This is a genomic window from Campylobacter sp. BCW_6889, assembly GCF_001762535.1.
In the GTDB taxonomy this organism is placed as follows: domain Bacteria; phylum Campylobacterota; class Campylobacteria; order Campylobacterales; family Campylobacteraceae; genus Campylobacter_D; species Campylobacter_D jejuni.
Genome location: NZ_MJWZ01000078.1, coordinates 58106 through 74762 on the forward strand (window position 1 = coordinate 58106; position 16657 = coordinate 74762).

16 protein-coding genes, 1 tRNA gene and 1 pseudogene are annotated in these 16657 nt (G+C 29.7%); 9 read left to right on the plus strand and 9 right to left on the minus strand.

The window, feature by feature from the left end:
* Genes AJ939_RS09585 through AJ939_RS09595 form a run of 3 tightly spaced genes read right to left on the minus strand, consistent with a single transcriptional unit; the run spans position 1 to position 3805 of the window.
* Positions 1-681, minus strand: coding sequence for a polyphenol oxidase family protein (locus AJ939_RS09585; RefSeq protein ID WP_002880585.1), 681 nt, complete (start codon positions 679-681; stop codon positions 1-3).
* A complete protein-coding gene (locus tag AJ939_RS09590) occupies positions 645-1256 on the minus strand; it encodes a riboflavin synthase (protein ID WP_070233554.1) in 612 nt (203 codons plus the stop codon). Before AJ939_RS09590 ends, AJ939_RS09585 begins: the two co-directional genes overlap by 37 nt.
* Before the next feature lie 8 nt (positions 1257-1264).
* Positions 1265-3805 carry a hypothetical protein gene (locus AJ939_RS09595; RefSeq protein ID WP_070276673.1) on the minus strand — a complete coding sequence of 847 codons (2541 nt, stop codon included), beginning with the start codon at positions 3803-3805 and terminating at the stop codon, positions 1265-1267.
* A 162-nt stretch (positions 3806-3967) separates the two neighbouring features.
* On the opposite strand from AJ939_RS09595, the gene groES reads away from it, so the two are divergent.
* Both groES and groL read left to right on the plus strand, forming a co-directional pair.
* Positions 3968-4228, plus strand: a complete 261-nt coding sequence (gene groES / locus AJ939_RS09600; protein WP_070276675.1) for a co-chaperone GroES — start codon at positions 3968-3970, stop codon at positions 4226-4228.
* A 20-nt stretch (positions 4229-4248) separates the two neighbouring features.
* A complete protein-coding gene (gene groL, locus AJ939_RS09605; protein ID WP_070276677.1) occupies positions 4249-5886 on the plus strand; it encodes a chaperonin GroEL in 1638 nt (545 codons plus the stop codon).
* A gap of 41 nt (positions 5887-5927) precedes the next feature.
* Here groL and dccS read toward each other — a convergent pair whose 3' ends face one another.
* Together dccS and dccR are read right to left on the minus strand one after the other, a co-directional pair.
* Positions 5928-7118 (minus strand): two-component system sensor histidine kinase DccS, encoded by a 1191-nt coding sequence (gene dccS, locus AJ939_RS09610; protein WP_044779060.1) that lies wholly within the window; start codon positions 7116-7118, stop codon positions 5928-5930.
* Entirely contained in the window at positions 7111-7776 is a 666-nt protein-coding gene (dccR, locus tag AJ939_RS09615) for a two-component system response regulator DccR (protein ID WP_070276679.1), read from the minus strand. The genes dccS and dccR overlap by 8 nt, the downstream gene beginning before the upstream one ends.
* A 148-nt stretch (positions 7777-7924) precedes the next feature.
* Between dccR and AJ939_RS09620 the strand changes: the two genes are divergently transcribed.
* Together AJ939_RS09620 and AJ939_RS11275 are read left to right on the plus strand one after the other, a co-directional pair.
* Positions 7925-8524 (plus strand): bacteriohemerythrin, encoded by a 600-nt coding sequence (locus AJ939_RS09620; RefSeq protein WP_002870843.1) that lies wholly within the window; start codon positions 7925-7927, stop codon positions 8522-8524.
* Between the two features lie 10 nt (positions 8525-8534).
* Positions 8535-8774, plus strand: a pseudogene (locus AJ939_RS11275) (ribbon-helix-helix domain-containing protein); the annotation flags it as partial.
* A 219-nt stretch (positions 8775-8993) separates the two neighbouring features.
* Here AJ939_RS11275 and AJ939_RS09630 read toward each other — a convergent pair.
* The 4 genes from AJ939_RS09630 to htrA all read right to left on the minus strand — a co-directional run bounded on the left by AJ939_RS09630 (position 8994) and on the right by htrA (position 12572).
* Positions 8994-9068: transfer RNA gene (locus tag AJ939_RS09630), tRNA-Asn, on the minus strand.
* A 91-nt stretch (positions 9069-9159) separates the two neighbouring features.
* A complete protein-coding gene (locus tag AJ939_RS09635) occupies positions 9160-10407 on the minus strand; it encodes an ArsS family sensor histidine kinase (RefSeq protein WP_044779058.1) in 1248 nt (415 codons plus the stop codon).
* On the minus strand, positions 10404-11078 hold the full coding sequence (locus AJ939_RS09640) for a response regulator transcription factor (RefSeq protein ID WP_002777451.1): 675 nt from the start codon (positions 11076-11078) through the stop codon (positions 10404-10406). The genes AJ939_RS09635 and AJ939_RS09640 overlap by 4 nt, the downstream gene beginning before the upstream one ends.
* 75 nt (positions 11079-11153) lie before the next feature.
* Positions 11154-12572, minus strand: a complete 1419-nt coding sequence (gene htrA, locus AJ939_RS09645) for a serine protease HtrA (protein ID WP_044779057.1) — start codon at positions 12570-12572, stop codon at positions 11154-11156.
* 199 nt (positions 12573-12771) lie between these two features.
* On the opposite strand from htrA, the gene AJ939_RS09650 reads away from it, so the two are divergent.
* From AJ939_RS09650 to AJ939_RS09670, 5 genes are read left to right on the plus strand one after another with little or no spacing between them, the layout of a single operon-like run.
* Positions 12772-13665 (plus strand): DnaJ family protein, encoded by an 894-nt coding sequence (locus AJ939_RS09650; RefSeq protein WP_044779056.1) that lies wholly within the window; start codon positions 12772-12774, stop codon positions 13663-13665.
* A gap of 15 nt (positions 13666-13680) precedes the next feature.
* A complete protein-coding gene (gene hspR / locus AJ939_RS09655) occupies positions 13681-14055 on the plus strand; it encodes a heat shock transcriptional regulator HspR (protein WP_002861924.1) in 375 nt (124 codons plus the stop codon).
* Between the two features lie 6 nt (positions 14056-14061).
* A complete protein-coding gene (locus tag AJ939_RS09660; protein WP_002870991.1) occupies positions 14062-15687 on the plus strand; it encodes a cation:proton antiporter in 1626 nt (541 codons plus the stop codon).
* A gap of 9 nt (positions 15688-15696) precedes the next feature.
* Complete coding sequence (locus tag AJ939_RS09665) at positions 15697-16029, plus strand: hypothetical protein (RefSeq protein ID WP_002853180.1); 333 nt, start codon at positions 15697-15699, stop codon at positions 16027-16029.
* The gene (locus AJ939_RS09670; protein WP_044779052.1) at positions 16026-16646 is read left to right on the plus strand and encodes an HAD family hydrolase; all 621 of its coding nucleotides are present in this window, start codon (positions 16026-16028) and stop codon (positions 16644-16646) included. The genes AJ939_RS09665 and AJ939_RS09670 overlap by 4 nt, the downstream gene beginning before the upstream one ends.
* Positions 16647-16657 lie beyond the last annotated feature (11 nt).

Below are 16657 nucleotides of genomic sequence, written 5' to 3' on the forward strand. Positions count from 1 at the left end.
TTAATCCTTTAAATAAACCACACTCACAAAACGCTTAGTCGTTTTATCTCGACGATAAGAAAAAAAACTCTCATCATCAAAGCTACAAATTCCACAATCTTTAATATTTTCAATGCCTAAATTTTGCGCTTGAAATTTTACTAAAGCTTTTAAATCAAGTTTATCGTCTTGAACAAATTCTTTAAATTCTTTTTTAGCAAATTCTAAAATTTCTCCATCTATTTCATAATTTTTAGCACAAATTCCAGGCAGGATAAAAAGATGAAATTTATTTTTATCTAAATGTGAATTTTGCATAGCAATTTGATCAACGCATTCTTTTAGGATATTTTCAAAGCTTCCTTTTCTACCTGAATGCAAAGCTGCTATAATGCCACTTTCATGATATAAAATTAAAGGCAAACAATCCGCACTTAAAACACAAAGAGCAGTATTTTTTTCCTTGCTTATAAGCCCATCACAACTGAGATTTTTTAAATTTTTATCATAAATAATAACTTTATGAGAGTGAATTTGATCCATAAAAACACATTTTTCAATGTCTTTAAAACCTAAATGAGAAAATAAATTCTCATTATGAATTTTAGCCCTAAAAACATTATAATCCTTATCAAAAGCACAAAAAATACCGACTTTATCATTTTCTAATAAAGATAAGAAATTCTTTCCACTTCTTCCCATGATAATCCTTTGTTTCTACCTTGTAATTGTGCATAAATATAACGAGCAAGCAAATCACTTTCTATGTTGATTTTTCTACCTACTTGATAGTCTTTAAAAAGCGTTTCTTTAAAGGTAATAGGAATAATAGTAAGTCTAATACCATTTTTTAAAATTTCATTGATAGTAAGACTTACCCCATCAACGCCTATACTCCCTTTTGCTGCCATAAATTTCATAGCTTCTTTGGGTAAAGATATATGAAAATCTACTCCATTTTCATCTTTTTGAATCTTTTCAAGCGTGCCGATAAAATCAATATGTCCTTGCATAAGATGTCCATCGATTCTATCACCATACCTTAAAGCAGGTTCTATATGAACTTTATCTTTTAAATTTTCTATAGCTATGTGAGTGCGACTTTCACGAGAAAGTTCCACTTCAAAACTCCCTTCATAAAGTTTTGTCACACTCAAACAAGCTCCATTTATGGCTATACTATCGCCAAGATTTGGGCGATATTTTGCTTTTAAGCTTAAAGTATTGTTTTGATAAGATTGAACTTTAGCAATTTCTCTTATGAGTCCATTAAACATTTTTTACCTTAAAAAATCTTATTTAATAATTTATTCACCGCTTTATCTACTTTATCACCTGTACTTTTAGCACCATCACTCACACCGCCACCTACTACATTTTTAATAGAATTTAATACACTTCCTGCATTTAAATTTACTTTAGGATTTTCCGTAGTTCCTGTAATACTTCCTTTAAAATTGGCTCTATCGAGTTTAATATCAAAAGGCAAATTTAAAGCCCCGCTTTTAGAATTTAAAGCTCCTGATTGTACTAAAATATAAGAACGATCTGCTTGCATATTAAGATCAAGTTTGATATTTTCTTTTTTAATCAAAGCTTTAGCATTAACAGTGCGATAAACATCATTTGTAATGTCTTTTAGCGTTAAAATTTTTAAAGCATTGGTAATAAGATTTGGTTTTAATTTACCCTCTTTCATATCCAAATCAACCTCGCCTTCTTCGCTTAAAAGATTGTAATTTGCCTTCACATCTGCCTTGCCTTGATAAACATCCATAAAGTCCAAACCTTGAGCTAGACTACTTAAATCCACTCCATTTAAATCAGCAAGCAAAAGGTTATCTTTAAGTGTGCTTTGAAGCTTCCCTTCAAATAAATTTGGGCTATTTACAACAAAATTTAAACTCTTATCAAAACCTACTTTTCCATTAAATTCTGCCTTACCTTTAAGTTTTCTATCCAACAAAAAGCCTAGTTTTGAAAAATCATTTATCTTTAGATTAAAATCCGAATTTAAAAGCATTTTGCTTATATCAAAACTTCCTTGTAGTTTTGTAAGATCAGCTAAAGATGAATTTAAAACAGAATCAAATTGAGCAATATTGTTTTTAAAATTAATTTTGGTATTTAAATCATAACTTGTATTGTTTGGAAAATTTTTATTTAAAATTTTACTTAAAGTTGCAGCATTTAAAATACCTTTAGCTTCTAAATTTGCTTTACCATTAAGGTTGTTAAAATCGATATTATCTAAATTAACTTTTGCATTAACAATCCCACTGGCATAATTTGGCATACCCGCTATAACAAAAAGTTTAGATAAATCAAGTTTATCAATGTTTAAATCGAGTTTTTTACCATTTGAGTCAGCCTTGATTACACCATCTGCCAAATTTGCATTTGCATTTAAATTTTGTATTTGAGTGCCTATAATATGAGCTTTTGCAGTAAGATCTGCCTTACCTTGTAATTTTTGTCCTGCTATAGCACTAAACTGAGACAAGTCATCAATAAAAGCGTTTAAATCTGTATTTAATTCACTATTTTTTAAATTATAAGTTCCTTGAAGTTTTTTAATATTAAGCAAATTTGAAGCAAGTAAAGCATTATAAGAAATATTGCTATTTTTTGCATTTGCTTTAGCATCAAGACTAAAAATTGTATTTGGAAGTTCTATTTTGGCTATTTTTTTAAGCTCATTGGTGTTAATCTTTGCATTGTTTATTTTTGCTTCAAGATCGAAATTAGAAAAATCTAAATCCGCATTTAGAAGTTTAGCATTTAAATTTCCAGAAACCAAAGCTCCATATCCTGCAAGAGCTAATAATTTTTCCAAACTTGCTTCATTAATATCTGCAAAAATTTTATTATTTTTCAAGCTTGCCTTTACCTCTCCACCAAATCCGATAACTTGAGCATTTAAACTTGATAAGGCATTGTTTACAACACTTGTTTGACCTATCACATCCAAACTACCATTTAGTCTAGTTTTTGTAAGTTTTTCAAGCTTTGCAAGAGAAGGAATACTTAAATTAAAATCAGTACTTAAAGCATTCTTGCTAATATCATAAAGAGTTTTTTGGGTTTGTAAGTTAAGATAATCATTGTAAATTTTACTTACAGCATAAATCTTATCTTCTTTAACATTGGCCAAAATTTCTGCTTTAGGATTAGAATTTAAAGGTAAGTCTAAAGAAAAATCTTTTTTTATCGCCTCATAGTTTATATAACTTGTATCAAGTTTTATGATAATATTTCCATCAGGTTTTAAATTCTGTGCTGAAATTTTTGCTTGAGCATTTAAAAAACCTTTAGCGTAACTAGGGTAAGATAAAAGATGAAGTATTTCTTCTACCTTAAGATTTTGCGCATCTAAATTTAAAGCAATAGGATTGTAATTATACATTCTTGCGTTTAAAAGTACATTTGAACCTAATAAATAACCTTTTCCATCTAAAGTAAAATCACTTGCTTTACCTTGAATCTTACCGCCAAAAGAAAGGTTTTGATTTAAATTTAAACCTAAATTTTTAGCATAATTTTGATTTAAAGAAATAAGATAGTCAAAATCAAATCCAAACTTAAAAGGACTCAAAGCTCCCTTGAGATTGAAATCTGCCATATTTGCGATATTTGCTTGCAGTTCAAGACTTGAAAAACGCAAAGTAAAATGCGTGATATTTACATCTAATCCCGCACCTTCTTTGATCTTTTTTTGCGCTATATTTACCACTATATTATTACCAAAACTTGTGAAAAGTATGGTATAAATAGCAATTAAAAGCACAACAACAAAAGCTATAACTCCATAAAAAATCTTTTTCATTTTTATCCTTTTAGTTTATTTTATAAAATAACTTTAGTCAATTTAACTAAAGTTTTATAAATATTTTTACTTAAAGTATTGACAAAATTCATTTTTTATAGTATGATTTTATCACTCTAAATAAAAGAGTGCTAAAATCAATATTTTTAAGGATGGACAAAAATGAATTTTCAACCTTTAGGAAAGCGTGTTCTAGTTAAACGCGTTGAAGAAACCAAAACAACAGCTTCTGGCATAATTATACCAGATAATGCTAAAGAAAAGCCTTTAATGGGTGAAGTAGTGGCAGTAAGTAAAGAAATCACTGATATTGTAAATGGTGATAAAATCGTGTTTGCTAAATACGGTGGAACAGAAATTAAACTTGATAATAATGAATATTTGGTTTTAAATTTAGATGATATCTTAGGAATTTTAAAATAATTTATAAAAAAGGATAAAAAATGGCAAAAGAAATTATTTTTTCAGATGAAGCAAGAAATAAACTTTATGAGGGCGTTAAAAAACTTAATGACACGGTAAAAGTAACTATGGGACCAAGAGGACGTAATGTTTTAATCCAAAAAAGCTTTGGCGCTCCAAGCATTACTAAAGATGGCGTAAGTGTTGCTAAAGAAGTAGAACTTAAAGACAGTCTTGAAAATATGGGTGCTTCACTTGTAAGAGAAGTAGCAAGCAAAACAGCTGATCAAGCAGGGGATGGAACAACTACTGCAACGGTTTTAGCTCATGCAATTTTCAAAGAAGGTTTAAGAAATATCACAGCAGGTGCAAATCCTATTGAAGTAAAACGCGGTATGGATAAGGCTTGCGAAGCTATAGTAGGTGAACTTAAAAAACTTTCTCGCGAAGTAAAAGATAAAAAAGAAATTGCACAAGTTGCTACAATCTCAGCCAACTCTGATGAAAAAATCGGAAATTTAATCGCTGATGCTATGGAAAAAGTAGGCAAAGATGGTGTTATCACTGTTGAAGAGGCAAAATCAATCAATGATGAATTAAATGTAGTTGAAGGTATGCAATTTGACAGAGGTTATTTAAGCCCTTATTTTATCACTAATGCAGAAAAAATGACCGTAGAGCTTTCAAGCCCTTATATCCTGCTTTTTGATAAAAAAATTGCAAATTTAAAAGATTTATTACCGGTTTTAGAACAAATTCAAAAAACAGGCAAACCACTTTTAATTATCGCTGAAGATATTGAAGGTGAAGCGCTTGCAACTTTAGTTGTAAATAAACTTCGCGGTGTTCTTAATATTTCAGCCGTAAAAGCTCCAGGTTTTGGCGATAGAAGAAAAGCTATGCTTGAAGATATAGCAATTTTAACAGGCGGAGAAGTGATTTCTGAAGAACTTGGAAGAACTCTTGAAAGTGCGACCATACAAGATCTTGGACAAGCTTCTAGCGTAATCATCGATAAAGACAATACAACCATAGTAAATGGCGCAGGTGAAAAAGCAAATATCGATGCAAGAGTAAATCAAATCAAAGCACAAATTGCTGAAACAACTTCAGATTATGACAGAGAAAAATTGCAAGAAAGACTTGCAAAATTAAGTGGCGGTGTTGCAGTTATTAAAGTAGGTGCAGCAACTGAAACTGAAATGAAAGAGAAAAAAGATCGTGTTGATGATGCTTTAAGTGCTACTAAAGCAGCAGTGGAAGAAGGTATAGTAATCGGTGGTGGTGCAGCACTTATCAAAGCAAAAGCTAAAATCAAACTTGATCTACAAGGTGATGAAGCAATCGGCGCAGCTATCGTTGAAAGAGCTTTAAGAGCACCTTTAAGACAAATTGCTGAAAATGCAGGCTTTGATGCAGGTGTGGTTGTAAATAGCGTAGAAAATGCTAAAGATGAAAACACAGGATTTGATGCTGCAAAAGGTGAATATGTTAATATGCTTGAAAGTGGAATTATTGACCCTGTTAAAGTAGAAAGAGTAGCTTTACTCAATGCAGTTTCTGTAGCTAGTATGCTTTTAACTACTGAAGCAACAATTAGTGAAATTAAAGAAGATAAACCTGCTATGCCAGATATGAGCGGTATGGGAGGAATGGGTGGCATGGGCGGAATGATGTAATGTCCTACCCACCTCTTATCAGCAAGGAAAATCCTTGCTGATTACCAATTTAATTTAAAAACACTCCCTTGATTTTCTACAGATTCACAAATAATTTTAATATCATTATCATCACAAACTTTTTTTACTAAAGAAAGTCCTATACCAAATCCTCCTTGATCGGTATTAAATCTTGTATATCTATCAAAAATTTGATTTAAATTGGACTTTGAAATTCCACAACCTGTATCCGCAATACTTAAAAAATTGGCTTTCAAAATTATAGAAATTACTCCACCTTTTTTATTGTATTTAATAGCATTGCTTATAAGATTATCAATCAATTTAGAAATTTGATTTTTAGGGGCAAAAATATTTGCTTGATTTAAATCAAGCTTTAGTGTAATTTTTTTTTGCTCAAAAAATACTTTAAAATATTCCAATCTTTCTTCAAGTAGCATTCTTAAATCAAATTTTTGTTTTTCTGTTTCTAAGGTATTAGGAAAATTATAAAAAACAAGATCAGAATACACTTGAGACAAACTTTTTGCAGCAAGCTTAATCCTTGTAAATTTAGCATTATCTCCTAAATTTTGATGATCAAGTTGTTCTATACTCATCAAAATAATACTTAATGGGGTATTGAGTTCATGAGTTGAATCTTTAATAAAACGATTTAGTGTGCTGATTTTATCCTCTAAAGGCTTTAGAGCAATTTTTACTAGAATATAAGATATTAAGCCCAATATGAAAAAAGCCATAATAGCAAAACCAAAAACTTTCGTTCTAATCCAAAAAAGATCTTTACCAACATCTTCACCCTGTATTAAAATTTGCAAACCATCGTTAGTATTTACTTCTTCATTGCTAGCATGTCTTAAAAAATAATGATCTGCACTCATAGGAGCAAGAAAAAAAACCTTATTATCACAAATACCTCTACCTTTAAGCTCTATCTTTGCCTTTCTTAAATCAAAATCTATATTACTAAAAACAATCTTTTTAGCATCAAATATAGCAAATTTTAATGCTGTGCTTTGAGCAATATTTTTTGCACTTATATCTATAGGGGTAAAACGAGAATTTAAGATGCTTATAACAATATTTCTATGATTTTCTCTCAAAGTGGCACCCTTTAAAACAACCAATTCTTCATATAATTTTTGATACCATAATGCAAAAAAAATAGTTAAAAAAATACCTGTAGTTGTTAGATAGATTAATAAAATTTGCCTAATGACTTTTTTAGCCATAGCAATATCCCCTGCCTCTTTGATTTATAATTTTTTCTTTTCCTAAAATTTTACGTAAATTTTTCACATAAGCCCTTAAACTTAGCTCACTAGGCTCTTCATCATAATCCCAGAGTTCTTCAAAAATTCTCTCTGTGCTTAAAAAGTTGTTTTTATTTTTAAGCAATAAAGACAAAAGCTTAATTTCTTTACTCGGTAAAGTCAAGGCTTTATTATTATAGTAAAGAATTTGTGTAGTAAATTCAAATCTAAATCCATCCCCTAAATCTTCAAAATCTTCATTTTTATGTGAAAAAGCTCTTTTAAGCAAAGCTTTAACCCTAATAGATAGCTCAGCAAGTTCAAAAGGTTTTTTTATATAATCGTCACAACCTGCATCAAAACCTTGTTTTAAATCGTTTGTTGTGTTTAAAGAAGTCATGAAAATTGCTGGGGTTTGCTTTCCGCTTTTTCTTAATTCTTTAAGCAATGAAAATCCATCTCCTAAAGGAACTTTTACATCTAAAATCCAAAGATCAAAATATCTTTCATAAGCTATATCTAAAGCTTCTTGCGCATTATTGCATAAAAATACTTCATATCCTTCATCATTTAAAAACTCTTCAATGATCTCACTCAAACTCAAATCATCTTCTAAAAGTAAAATTTTAACAGCCATAATTTAAATCTTTCTAACTTCAAATCTCTTAAAATATATATCATTGTATCAAAATTCTTATCAATTATTTAATAAAATTTCATTTTTATTTAATTTATTTTTATCTATAATCCTTTTATATAAATAAATTTTTCCTTAAGGAGTTAAAATGCTTCCAAAATGGGATAATAGCTATAGTGTGCACAATGCTAAAATTGACGAGCAACATAAAAAGCTTTTTGAACTTGCTGCAAAAGTTGAAGTTGTATCAGATAGATCTGTAAGTAAAAATGAAGTCAAAGAACTTTTGGCTGAATTTTTTAATTATATGAAAGATCACTTTAATGATGAAGAAAAATACATGCAGCTAATAGGCTATCCAAATTTAGAAGAACATCGAAAAATACATAAAGAAATCATCCAAACCATGATTAATTTAATCAAAGATATCAAATCAACCAATGATCTTAAAGAAAAACTTTATATAGTGGCTAAAAAGTGGCTTTTAGAACACATACTATACGAAGACATGAAAGTTGAAAAATGGAGAAGTTCTTCTTTGTCTACAGATGATGGCAGTGATATTAGCTTTGAAGCAGCAGAAGATGAAGATAATGAGCATCCACAATTTTATCTTTATACCTGTAATTGTCCTGGTAAAATTCACGATGTTCCTTATAATATTCATCAAAAAATAGAACTACAAGGTCACAAATTTACCTGCAAAACTTGTAAGCAAATTATAAAATTTTACAAAAAACATTCTTAAGGAGGATAAAATGAAACACAATGTAAAAACTTATTCTTTTAGAATGCCTTTAGAGCTTAAGGAGCGTTTGGATAATTTAAGTAAAAATCTTTCTAAGCCAAAATCAGCTATAGTAAAAGAAGCTATAGAAGCTTATCTTAATGAAGTTGAAGATTTTTCTTTTGCTGTTAATGCCCTAGAAGAACTTAAAGATGGGGATTATCAAAAGGCAAGTAAAAAAATAGATAAAATTGTCAAAAATCTTCAAGAAGATTCTAATGATAACGAACTTGGTGATTTTGATTTTGCTATTGAAGCTTTAGAAGAACTTAAAGATGGGGATTATCAAAAGGCAAGTAAAAAAATAGATAAAATTGTCAAAAATCTTAAACAAACAAAATAAAAACTTTATCACAATTTTTTGTGATAAAGACTTATTAATTTTTTATGTTAAAATACATTTACGAATATTAAAAATGGAGTTAAAAAGTGGCTCCGGATGTAGGATTCGAACCTACGACCAATCGGTTAACAGCCGACTACTCTACCGCTGAGCTAATCCGGAATATTTAAAAGTAAAATGTAATTATAGTGAAATTAAAAAACTTTGTCAAGGGTTTTTACACAAAAATGCATTTTTTATACAAAAAATTAATTTACTCCTTAACAATAACACTTTTTAAATTTCTAAAATAAAACAAATTTACCCCATCTTCATATAAATAATCAAGCTTCATTCCATGTGTTTCTAAAATAGTATTTACAATATAAAGCCCTAATCCAAAACTTGATTTTTGTTTTGATCCTTGAGTAAAAGCTTGAGTATAATATTCTAAAGTATTGTTAAGCTCAGGACCACGATTTTTAAAACAAATATAATCGTCTATAATATCAATTTGCACAAACCCATCTTCAGAATGTTTAATACCATTATCTATCATATTTTTAATCGCTGTAGTAAAAAGTTTAAAATCCACATTTACAAAAAAACTTTCTTCCATAAAAATACGTATATTGCTATCATCTCGCATTGCAATTTCTTTGGCTTCATCTAAAACATCTAAAATATTGTATTTTTTTCTATTTATAAAAGCAGCCCCTGAAGTAATTTGCTCAATAGCAGCGAATTCATTAATTAAAATTTCAAGTCTAGTAAAAACCCCATTTAAGCGCTCTTTATATTTATTATCTTCTATCATTTCTAACGTTAAGAGCCCTTTAGTAATAGGAGTTTTGAGTTCATGCATAATATTTCTTAAAAAAAACTGACGAGATTGGTTTAGCTTTCGAATTTGAACAATGGCTTGATAAAAAGCTTCACTTACTTGTGAAATTTCATCCACCCCAGTGCTTACATCTTCTATATCACTAAGCTTTCCTTGGGCAAATTTATCAATTTGTTTTTTAAGTCTTTTGAGTGGTTTTAATTTTTTAAATATATAAATATAAAGCAATACAAGAATACAAATCATAGCTACAGCTATAGCTTTGATAATAAAATACCTATAGGTTTGATAATCTTGATCTTTATAAAGATAAACCTTTCCATCATAAATAATATTTAAATACACCTGTCTATTATAAGAAATAATCTCGATTAAGCCATTATTAACCTCAACCCTAGCTAAAACATCACCTCTAAAAAGAATTTTACGGATCTGCTTTGCTTCTGTTATCTCATCCATTTTATTATAATTTTTTGTCTGCTCTTCAAATTCTTTTTCGCTGATAACTCCTGCAAAATTTAAGAGTCTTGCATTAGCTATTAAAGAATATTTTGTATTTAATTCTCTAGTATAATTTTGCTGATCGTATTCTATAAGCCACAAAAAGCCTAGTATAACACTAACCCCAGCAAAAATAAAAATAAAAGTTATAGTATAAAAAATCGAAGATTTATTCATTGAGTAAGCTTATAACCTATTCCACGTATAGAGTGAATATATTTTGGAGTTTTTGGATCATCTCCCATCTTTTGACGAATTCTACTAATAATAACGTCTATACTTTTATTGCTAGAATCCTCACTAATAGAAGAACAATTATAAACAAGCTCTTCACGACTTACCACTCCACCCTCTTTTTTAATCAAATAGCTTAAAATATCAAATTCAGCATTAGTTAAAGTAAGCTCTTGTCCTTTCATGGTAATAATATGCTTATATTGATCATAAACAAGATCTTTTACACTTTTTGCTATGGCGCTTTTTGTATTTGAAATACGTCTTAAATGACTTTTAATACGTGCTTGTAATTCTTTTGGATTATAAGGTTTTGGTAGGTAATCATCTGCTCCAAGCTCTAAAGCATTAACCTTATCTGTAATATCATGTCTTGCACTTGAAATAATAATAGGCGTATCATACTTTTTACGAATTTCTTCACACACTTCAAGCCCATCAAGCCCTGGCAAAGAAAGGTCTAAAATGATAAGCTGATACTCTTTTAATGCGAGCTTAGAAAGACCTATATAAGGCTCATGAGCTATATCAACTTTCATATCAAATTTTTCCAAATATTCAGCTGTAATTTCTGCTAATTCTAAATCGTCTTCTATCATAAGAATATTTGTCATAGTTTTCCTTTATTTTAAACTTAATTTTAATTTTAAACTAAAATTTATAACGAAAGGAAAATCCTTCCTTTATTTTTATTTAAGCACAAGCAAAGTCGCAAAACCATTGCGGTATACCCAAACTTTAGTAAATTCTTTTTTACTAACTTGTTTTAAGGCTTGTTCTAAATCTTTTAAATTTTTAATTTCACTTTGTCCAACACCTATGATAATATCACCCTCTTGGAAACCAGAATTTTTTCCTTTGCTCTTTTCTTTAACACTATCAACCAAAACACCATTAACATCTTTTGGAATTTGCAAACGATCCTTAAGTCTTGGATCTAAATTTCTCAAACTCAAACCATCAATCAAATCGCTTTGTACGCCTTTAGGATTTTCTTTTTCACCTTTAAGAGTAAAACTTGCTTGCTTATTTTCTCCATCTCTTTCGTAACTTAATGAAATTTTTTGACCAATCTCTAAAGTTCCTATATAATTTTTAAGATCAATAGGACTTTTTATAACCTTATCATTAACTTTAGTAACTAAATCTCCACGCTTAAGCCCTGCTTCATCAGCACTTGAACCTTTTTGAACATCAGTAATTAAAGCTCCTTCTTGATTTTTGTAAGCTTTTTTAGTATCACCTTGCAAAGCTGAAATAGTCACACCTAAAAATCCTCTATCAATCTTGCCTTTTTCAATAAGTTTTTTAGCTATATCTTTAACCATATTTGAAGGTATAGCAAAACCTATGCCGTTGTTTCCACCTCCGCGAGAAAGAATAGCTGAATTAATACCTACTAAATATCCACGACTATCCACCAAAGCTCCACCTGAATTTCCTGGATTGATAGAAGCATCTGTTTGTATAAAATTTTCATATTGATTTAAACCTATATTGTCTTTATTTAAAGCAGATATTATCCCACTTGTAACACTAAAACCGACTCCAAAAGGATTTCCAAGTGCAAAAACAACATCTCCTTCCATTAAATCATCAGAATTTGTGAAAGTAATAGCTGAAAGATTATTAGCCTCTATTTTTATAACAGCCAAATCTGTTTTTGGATCTTTACCTATAAGTTTTGCTTTATATTCTGTATCACTTCCTGGTAAATTTACTGTAATCGTATCAGCATCATCTACAACGTGATTATTTGTTACTATATAGCCATCTTTTGAAATAATCACCCCTGATCCCAAAGAACTCACTACTTCTTTATCATTTTTTCCTTTTCTTTGAGGAAAATCAAAATCAAAAAATTGTTTAAAATAAGGATCATTAAAAAAATCATCCAAAGGACTTGGACGATTCGCTCTTGTAATAGTTTTTGAGGTAGAAATATTAACCACTGATTTTTTTGCATCTTTAATAGAATCATGATAAGAAAGCACTACATTTCCAGCAGCAGGATTTACACGATTAGCCGTTGTAGTTGATTCGTTAAAATTAATACTTGCGGCAAATAAAGCACTCGCTAAACTTAATGATAAAAAAATCTTTTTCATTTCATTTCCTTTTGTTCTTAAAGATAAATTATCTCGTAAAATATTTTACTGTCTTCATAGTATAAAACCGAAAATTTACAAAATTGTAAATAAAACCTTGAGTGATAAAAATTTATAAAACTTGATTGACTTAGGCTAAAGTTTATGTTATAATTTAATCCTTTATATAATCAAGTAAAAATTTTTAAGGAAATATAACATGAATAGTTTATACGAAACTCTTGGAGTTAGCAAAAACGCTAGTGCAGATGAAATAAAAAAAGCTTACCGTCGCCTAGCTAGAAAATACCATCCTGATATCAACAAAGAAAAAGGTGCGGAAGAAAAATTTAAAGAAATTAATGCTGCTTATGAAATTTTAAGTGACGAAAAAAAACGAGCTCAGTATGACCAATACGGCGATTCTATGTTTGGTGGACAAAGTTTTCATGATTTTTCAAGAAATACTGGTGGGGTAAATTTAGACGATATTTTAAAAGATCTCTTTGGAGGAGGCTTTGGTGGACGCTCAAGAGGGGGTTTTAACGGCTTTTCTTCAAAAGGCTTTAACAGTGGTTTTGGAGGATTTGGAGGTTTTGAAGAAGAAAATTTAGACAGCAATCTAGAGCTTCACATTCCTTTTGAAAAAGCTGTTAAAGGCGGGGAGCATAGTTTTAATTTTCAAGGCGAAACCATTAAATTTAAAATTCCACACGGTATAAAAGAAGGCGAGAAACTAAGAATTCGCTCTAAAGGAAAACAAAGCAGAAATGGAACTAGAGGCGATTTAATCATTATTGTAAAAATAGAAGAAAGTCCTATTTACACAAGAGAAGACGATGATTTATATCAAAAAGTTGATATTTCTTTAAAAACTGCACTTTTTGGTGGAAAAATAAATATAAAAACACTCAAAGAAGGCAAGGAAGAAGCGACAATTAACATAACGCCTAATTCAAAAAATAACCAAAAAATTCGTTTAAAAGGTTATGGAGTGCAAAATAGAAAAAGTGATATTTATGGGGATATGTATTTGATTTTAAATGTTGTTTTGCCAAATTTAGATACTCTTGATGAAAAATTTATAGAACTCTTAAAAGAAAAATTACCTTAAAGAAAGGAATAAAATATGGAACACCATTATGATGAACCTGTATATTTAATCAGTGTTGTGGCTAAAGTTTTAAGCATACATCCACAAACCTTAAGGCAATACGAAAGAGAAGGATTGATAGAACCAAGTAGAACCGATGGCAAAATAAGACTTTATTCTCAAAGAGATATTGACCGTATTAAACTTATATTGCGTTTAACAAGAGACATGGGAATCAATCTTGCTGGGGTAGATGTTATCTTAAAATTGAAAAACCAACTTCACGAATTTGAAAATTTAATTGATGAACTACGCTTAGAATTAAGTAAACAACAAGATAAAGAAGCGGCTAGCAAAGCCGTTGTCAAGCATAAAAATAGCTTTGATTTGATTTTTTATGAGAAAAAATAAAAAATAATGGATAATTTTTTAGAAATTTTTTTAATCACCGTTGCTATAGCTATAGTTTTAAATGTCATATTTAAAAAATTTGAAATTCCAACTATCATTGGATATATAGCTGCTGGAGAAATCATTTCTGAAATTTATCATTTAAGCGGCAAAGGCGAAATCACCCATATAGCCGAATTTGGTATAGTGTTTTTAATGTTTACCATAGGGCTTGAATTTTCTTTTAAGCATTTAATGGCAATGAAACAAGAAGTTTTTTTAAACGGCTCTTTGCAGATGCTTACTTGTGGCTTTGTTTTTATGCTACTTGCTATAGGAATTTTGGGACTTGGAGATAAAAGCGCTACCATAGCAGGCTTTGCACTAGCACTTTCTTCAACCGCAGTGGTGCTTAAAATTTTAAATGATAATGGTGATATAAATGAGCAATATGGCAGAAAAGCATTGGGAATTTTACTTTTTCAAGATATAGCCGTTATTCCTTTGCTTTTGCTCGTAGATATTTTTTCATCCAACAATCAAAACATAGAAAAACTCCTTTTTACCACTTTAATTTCAGCACTTATTTTAATCACTTTATTATTTTTCATAGGTAAATATCTAGTGGATAGAATTTTTAGACTCATTATCCACACTTCTTCTCAAGAAATTTTTATTAGTACTGTTTTATTTATGGTTATTGGAGCAAGTTTTTTAGCAAATTATTTCGGATTTTCTTATTCTTTGGGTGCTTTTATAGCAGGTGCTTTGATAGCAGAAACAAAATATAAGCACAAAATAGAAGCAGACTTGATCCCATTTAGAGATTTGCTTTTAGGACTTTTTTTCATAACTGTAGGTATGCAAATTCAACTTGATGTAGTGGCGCAAAATTGGTTTTTAATCATAGTTTTAACCCTTCTTGTAATGGCTTTAAAATTTGGCATAGTTTTTGGCTTTTTATTTCTTTACACCAAAAAAAGAGTAGCGCTTAAAACAGCTTTTGCCATAGCGCAAATTGGCGAATTCGCCCTAGCAATTTTTTCTCTTTTGCAAGCAAAAAATATGCTTGATATCAAAACTTCACAAATTTTAATTGTTGTTTCTATTTTAACCATGATTATCACGCCTTTTATTTTAAACAATATAAGAAAAATTACCAATGTTGTAGAAGATATAGCGCTTAATACCAACGCTGTGCAAAATATTGACAGCAATATCAAGCTTAAAAATCATCTTGTTGTTTTTGGCTACGGACGTTTAGGTCAAGAAGTCGTTCAAAAAATCAAAAACTCAGGTGTGCCTTACCTAGTTTTAGAAAGTGATTTAAATTTAGTAGAACTTGGAGTTAGTCGAGGCGAAAATGTCGTTTTTGCTAATGCTGCTCAAGAAGAAACCTTAAAAATTGCCAATATAGAAGAATGTGCCGTAGCTATTATCACAGTTACAAATGAAGCTAAACTTGAAATTTTATGTCAAGTACTAGCTAATTATCCAAAACCTATAGACACCATCATTCATGTAAATGGAACTTTGAAAAAGATGCTTTTTTCAAGCATAGATGAAAATATACGCATCATTCGCTCTGAAAAAGTAATCGCTAGAAATTTAGTTCAAGAAGCGCTAGAATGTCGTATTCATAAAAATACCTAAGGAAGAATTTTGACAAAAAATGAAGAAAAAGCCTTACGTGTAAAATACCTAAGAAATCTTGAAAAATTTTTCAATGGCGCCATATCTGCGCTTAAAAAAGAAGATTTTGATAAAACTAAATTTGAAGAAAGAATGTTAAAAAATGCTAAATTTTTTGAAAAAAATCCCGCAGTAAATCTTAACTCAACCTATGCAAAAAATCTTGAATTTTTTGTCAATGCTTGTTTAGATTTTTCCAAAGAAAAAAGCGAACTTTTAAATCTTGCCAATGCTTTAGATAAGCAAAAAAAACAAGGTGAGAAAAAAGAAAAACATAAAAATTATTTAAAGGATTATGAATGATTAATGTATTTTTTGATATGGATGGAACTTTAATCGATAGTGCAAATGCCATTTCTTGTGCAGTTAATGAAATAAGGCAGGATTTAAACCTAGCCCCACTTTCAAGAGAAATCATTATGCAAACCATCAATACTCCCAATATTGACTGGGCAAAAGAACTTTATAATATAGAAAATTTCCATCATTCTAGTTTTAAAGAAGGCTATGAAAAATATTTTGTCAAACACTATGAACAAAGCGTGGTGCTTTTTGAAGGAGTGAAAGAACTTTTAGAATTTTTAAAAAGCAAAAATTGTTTTTTAGCTATTGCTACTAACGCCCCTCAAAGCTCACTTTCAAGTATACTTAAAAAACACGATATCATTCCTTATTTTGATAAAATTTTAGGCATAAGTTTAGGCATAGAACCCAAACCTCATCCTATGATGCTAGAGCTTTTAAAAAGCGAGGCTCCACATAAAACAAGCGTTTTTATAGGAGATAGTCAAAAAGATAAAGAATGTGCTAAAAATGCCAATTTGCCTTATTTTCATGCCAAATGGTATCAAAAAGATTTAAAAGAAAATGAATTTAGCAACGCTAGTGAACTTAAAGGCTTTTTGCAAAAGTATTTATAAGTTTTTTAATG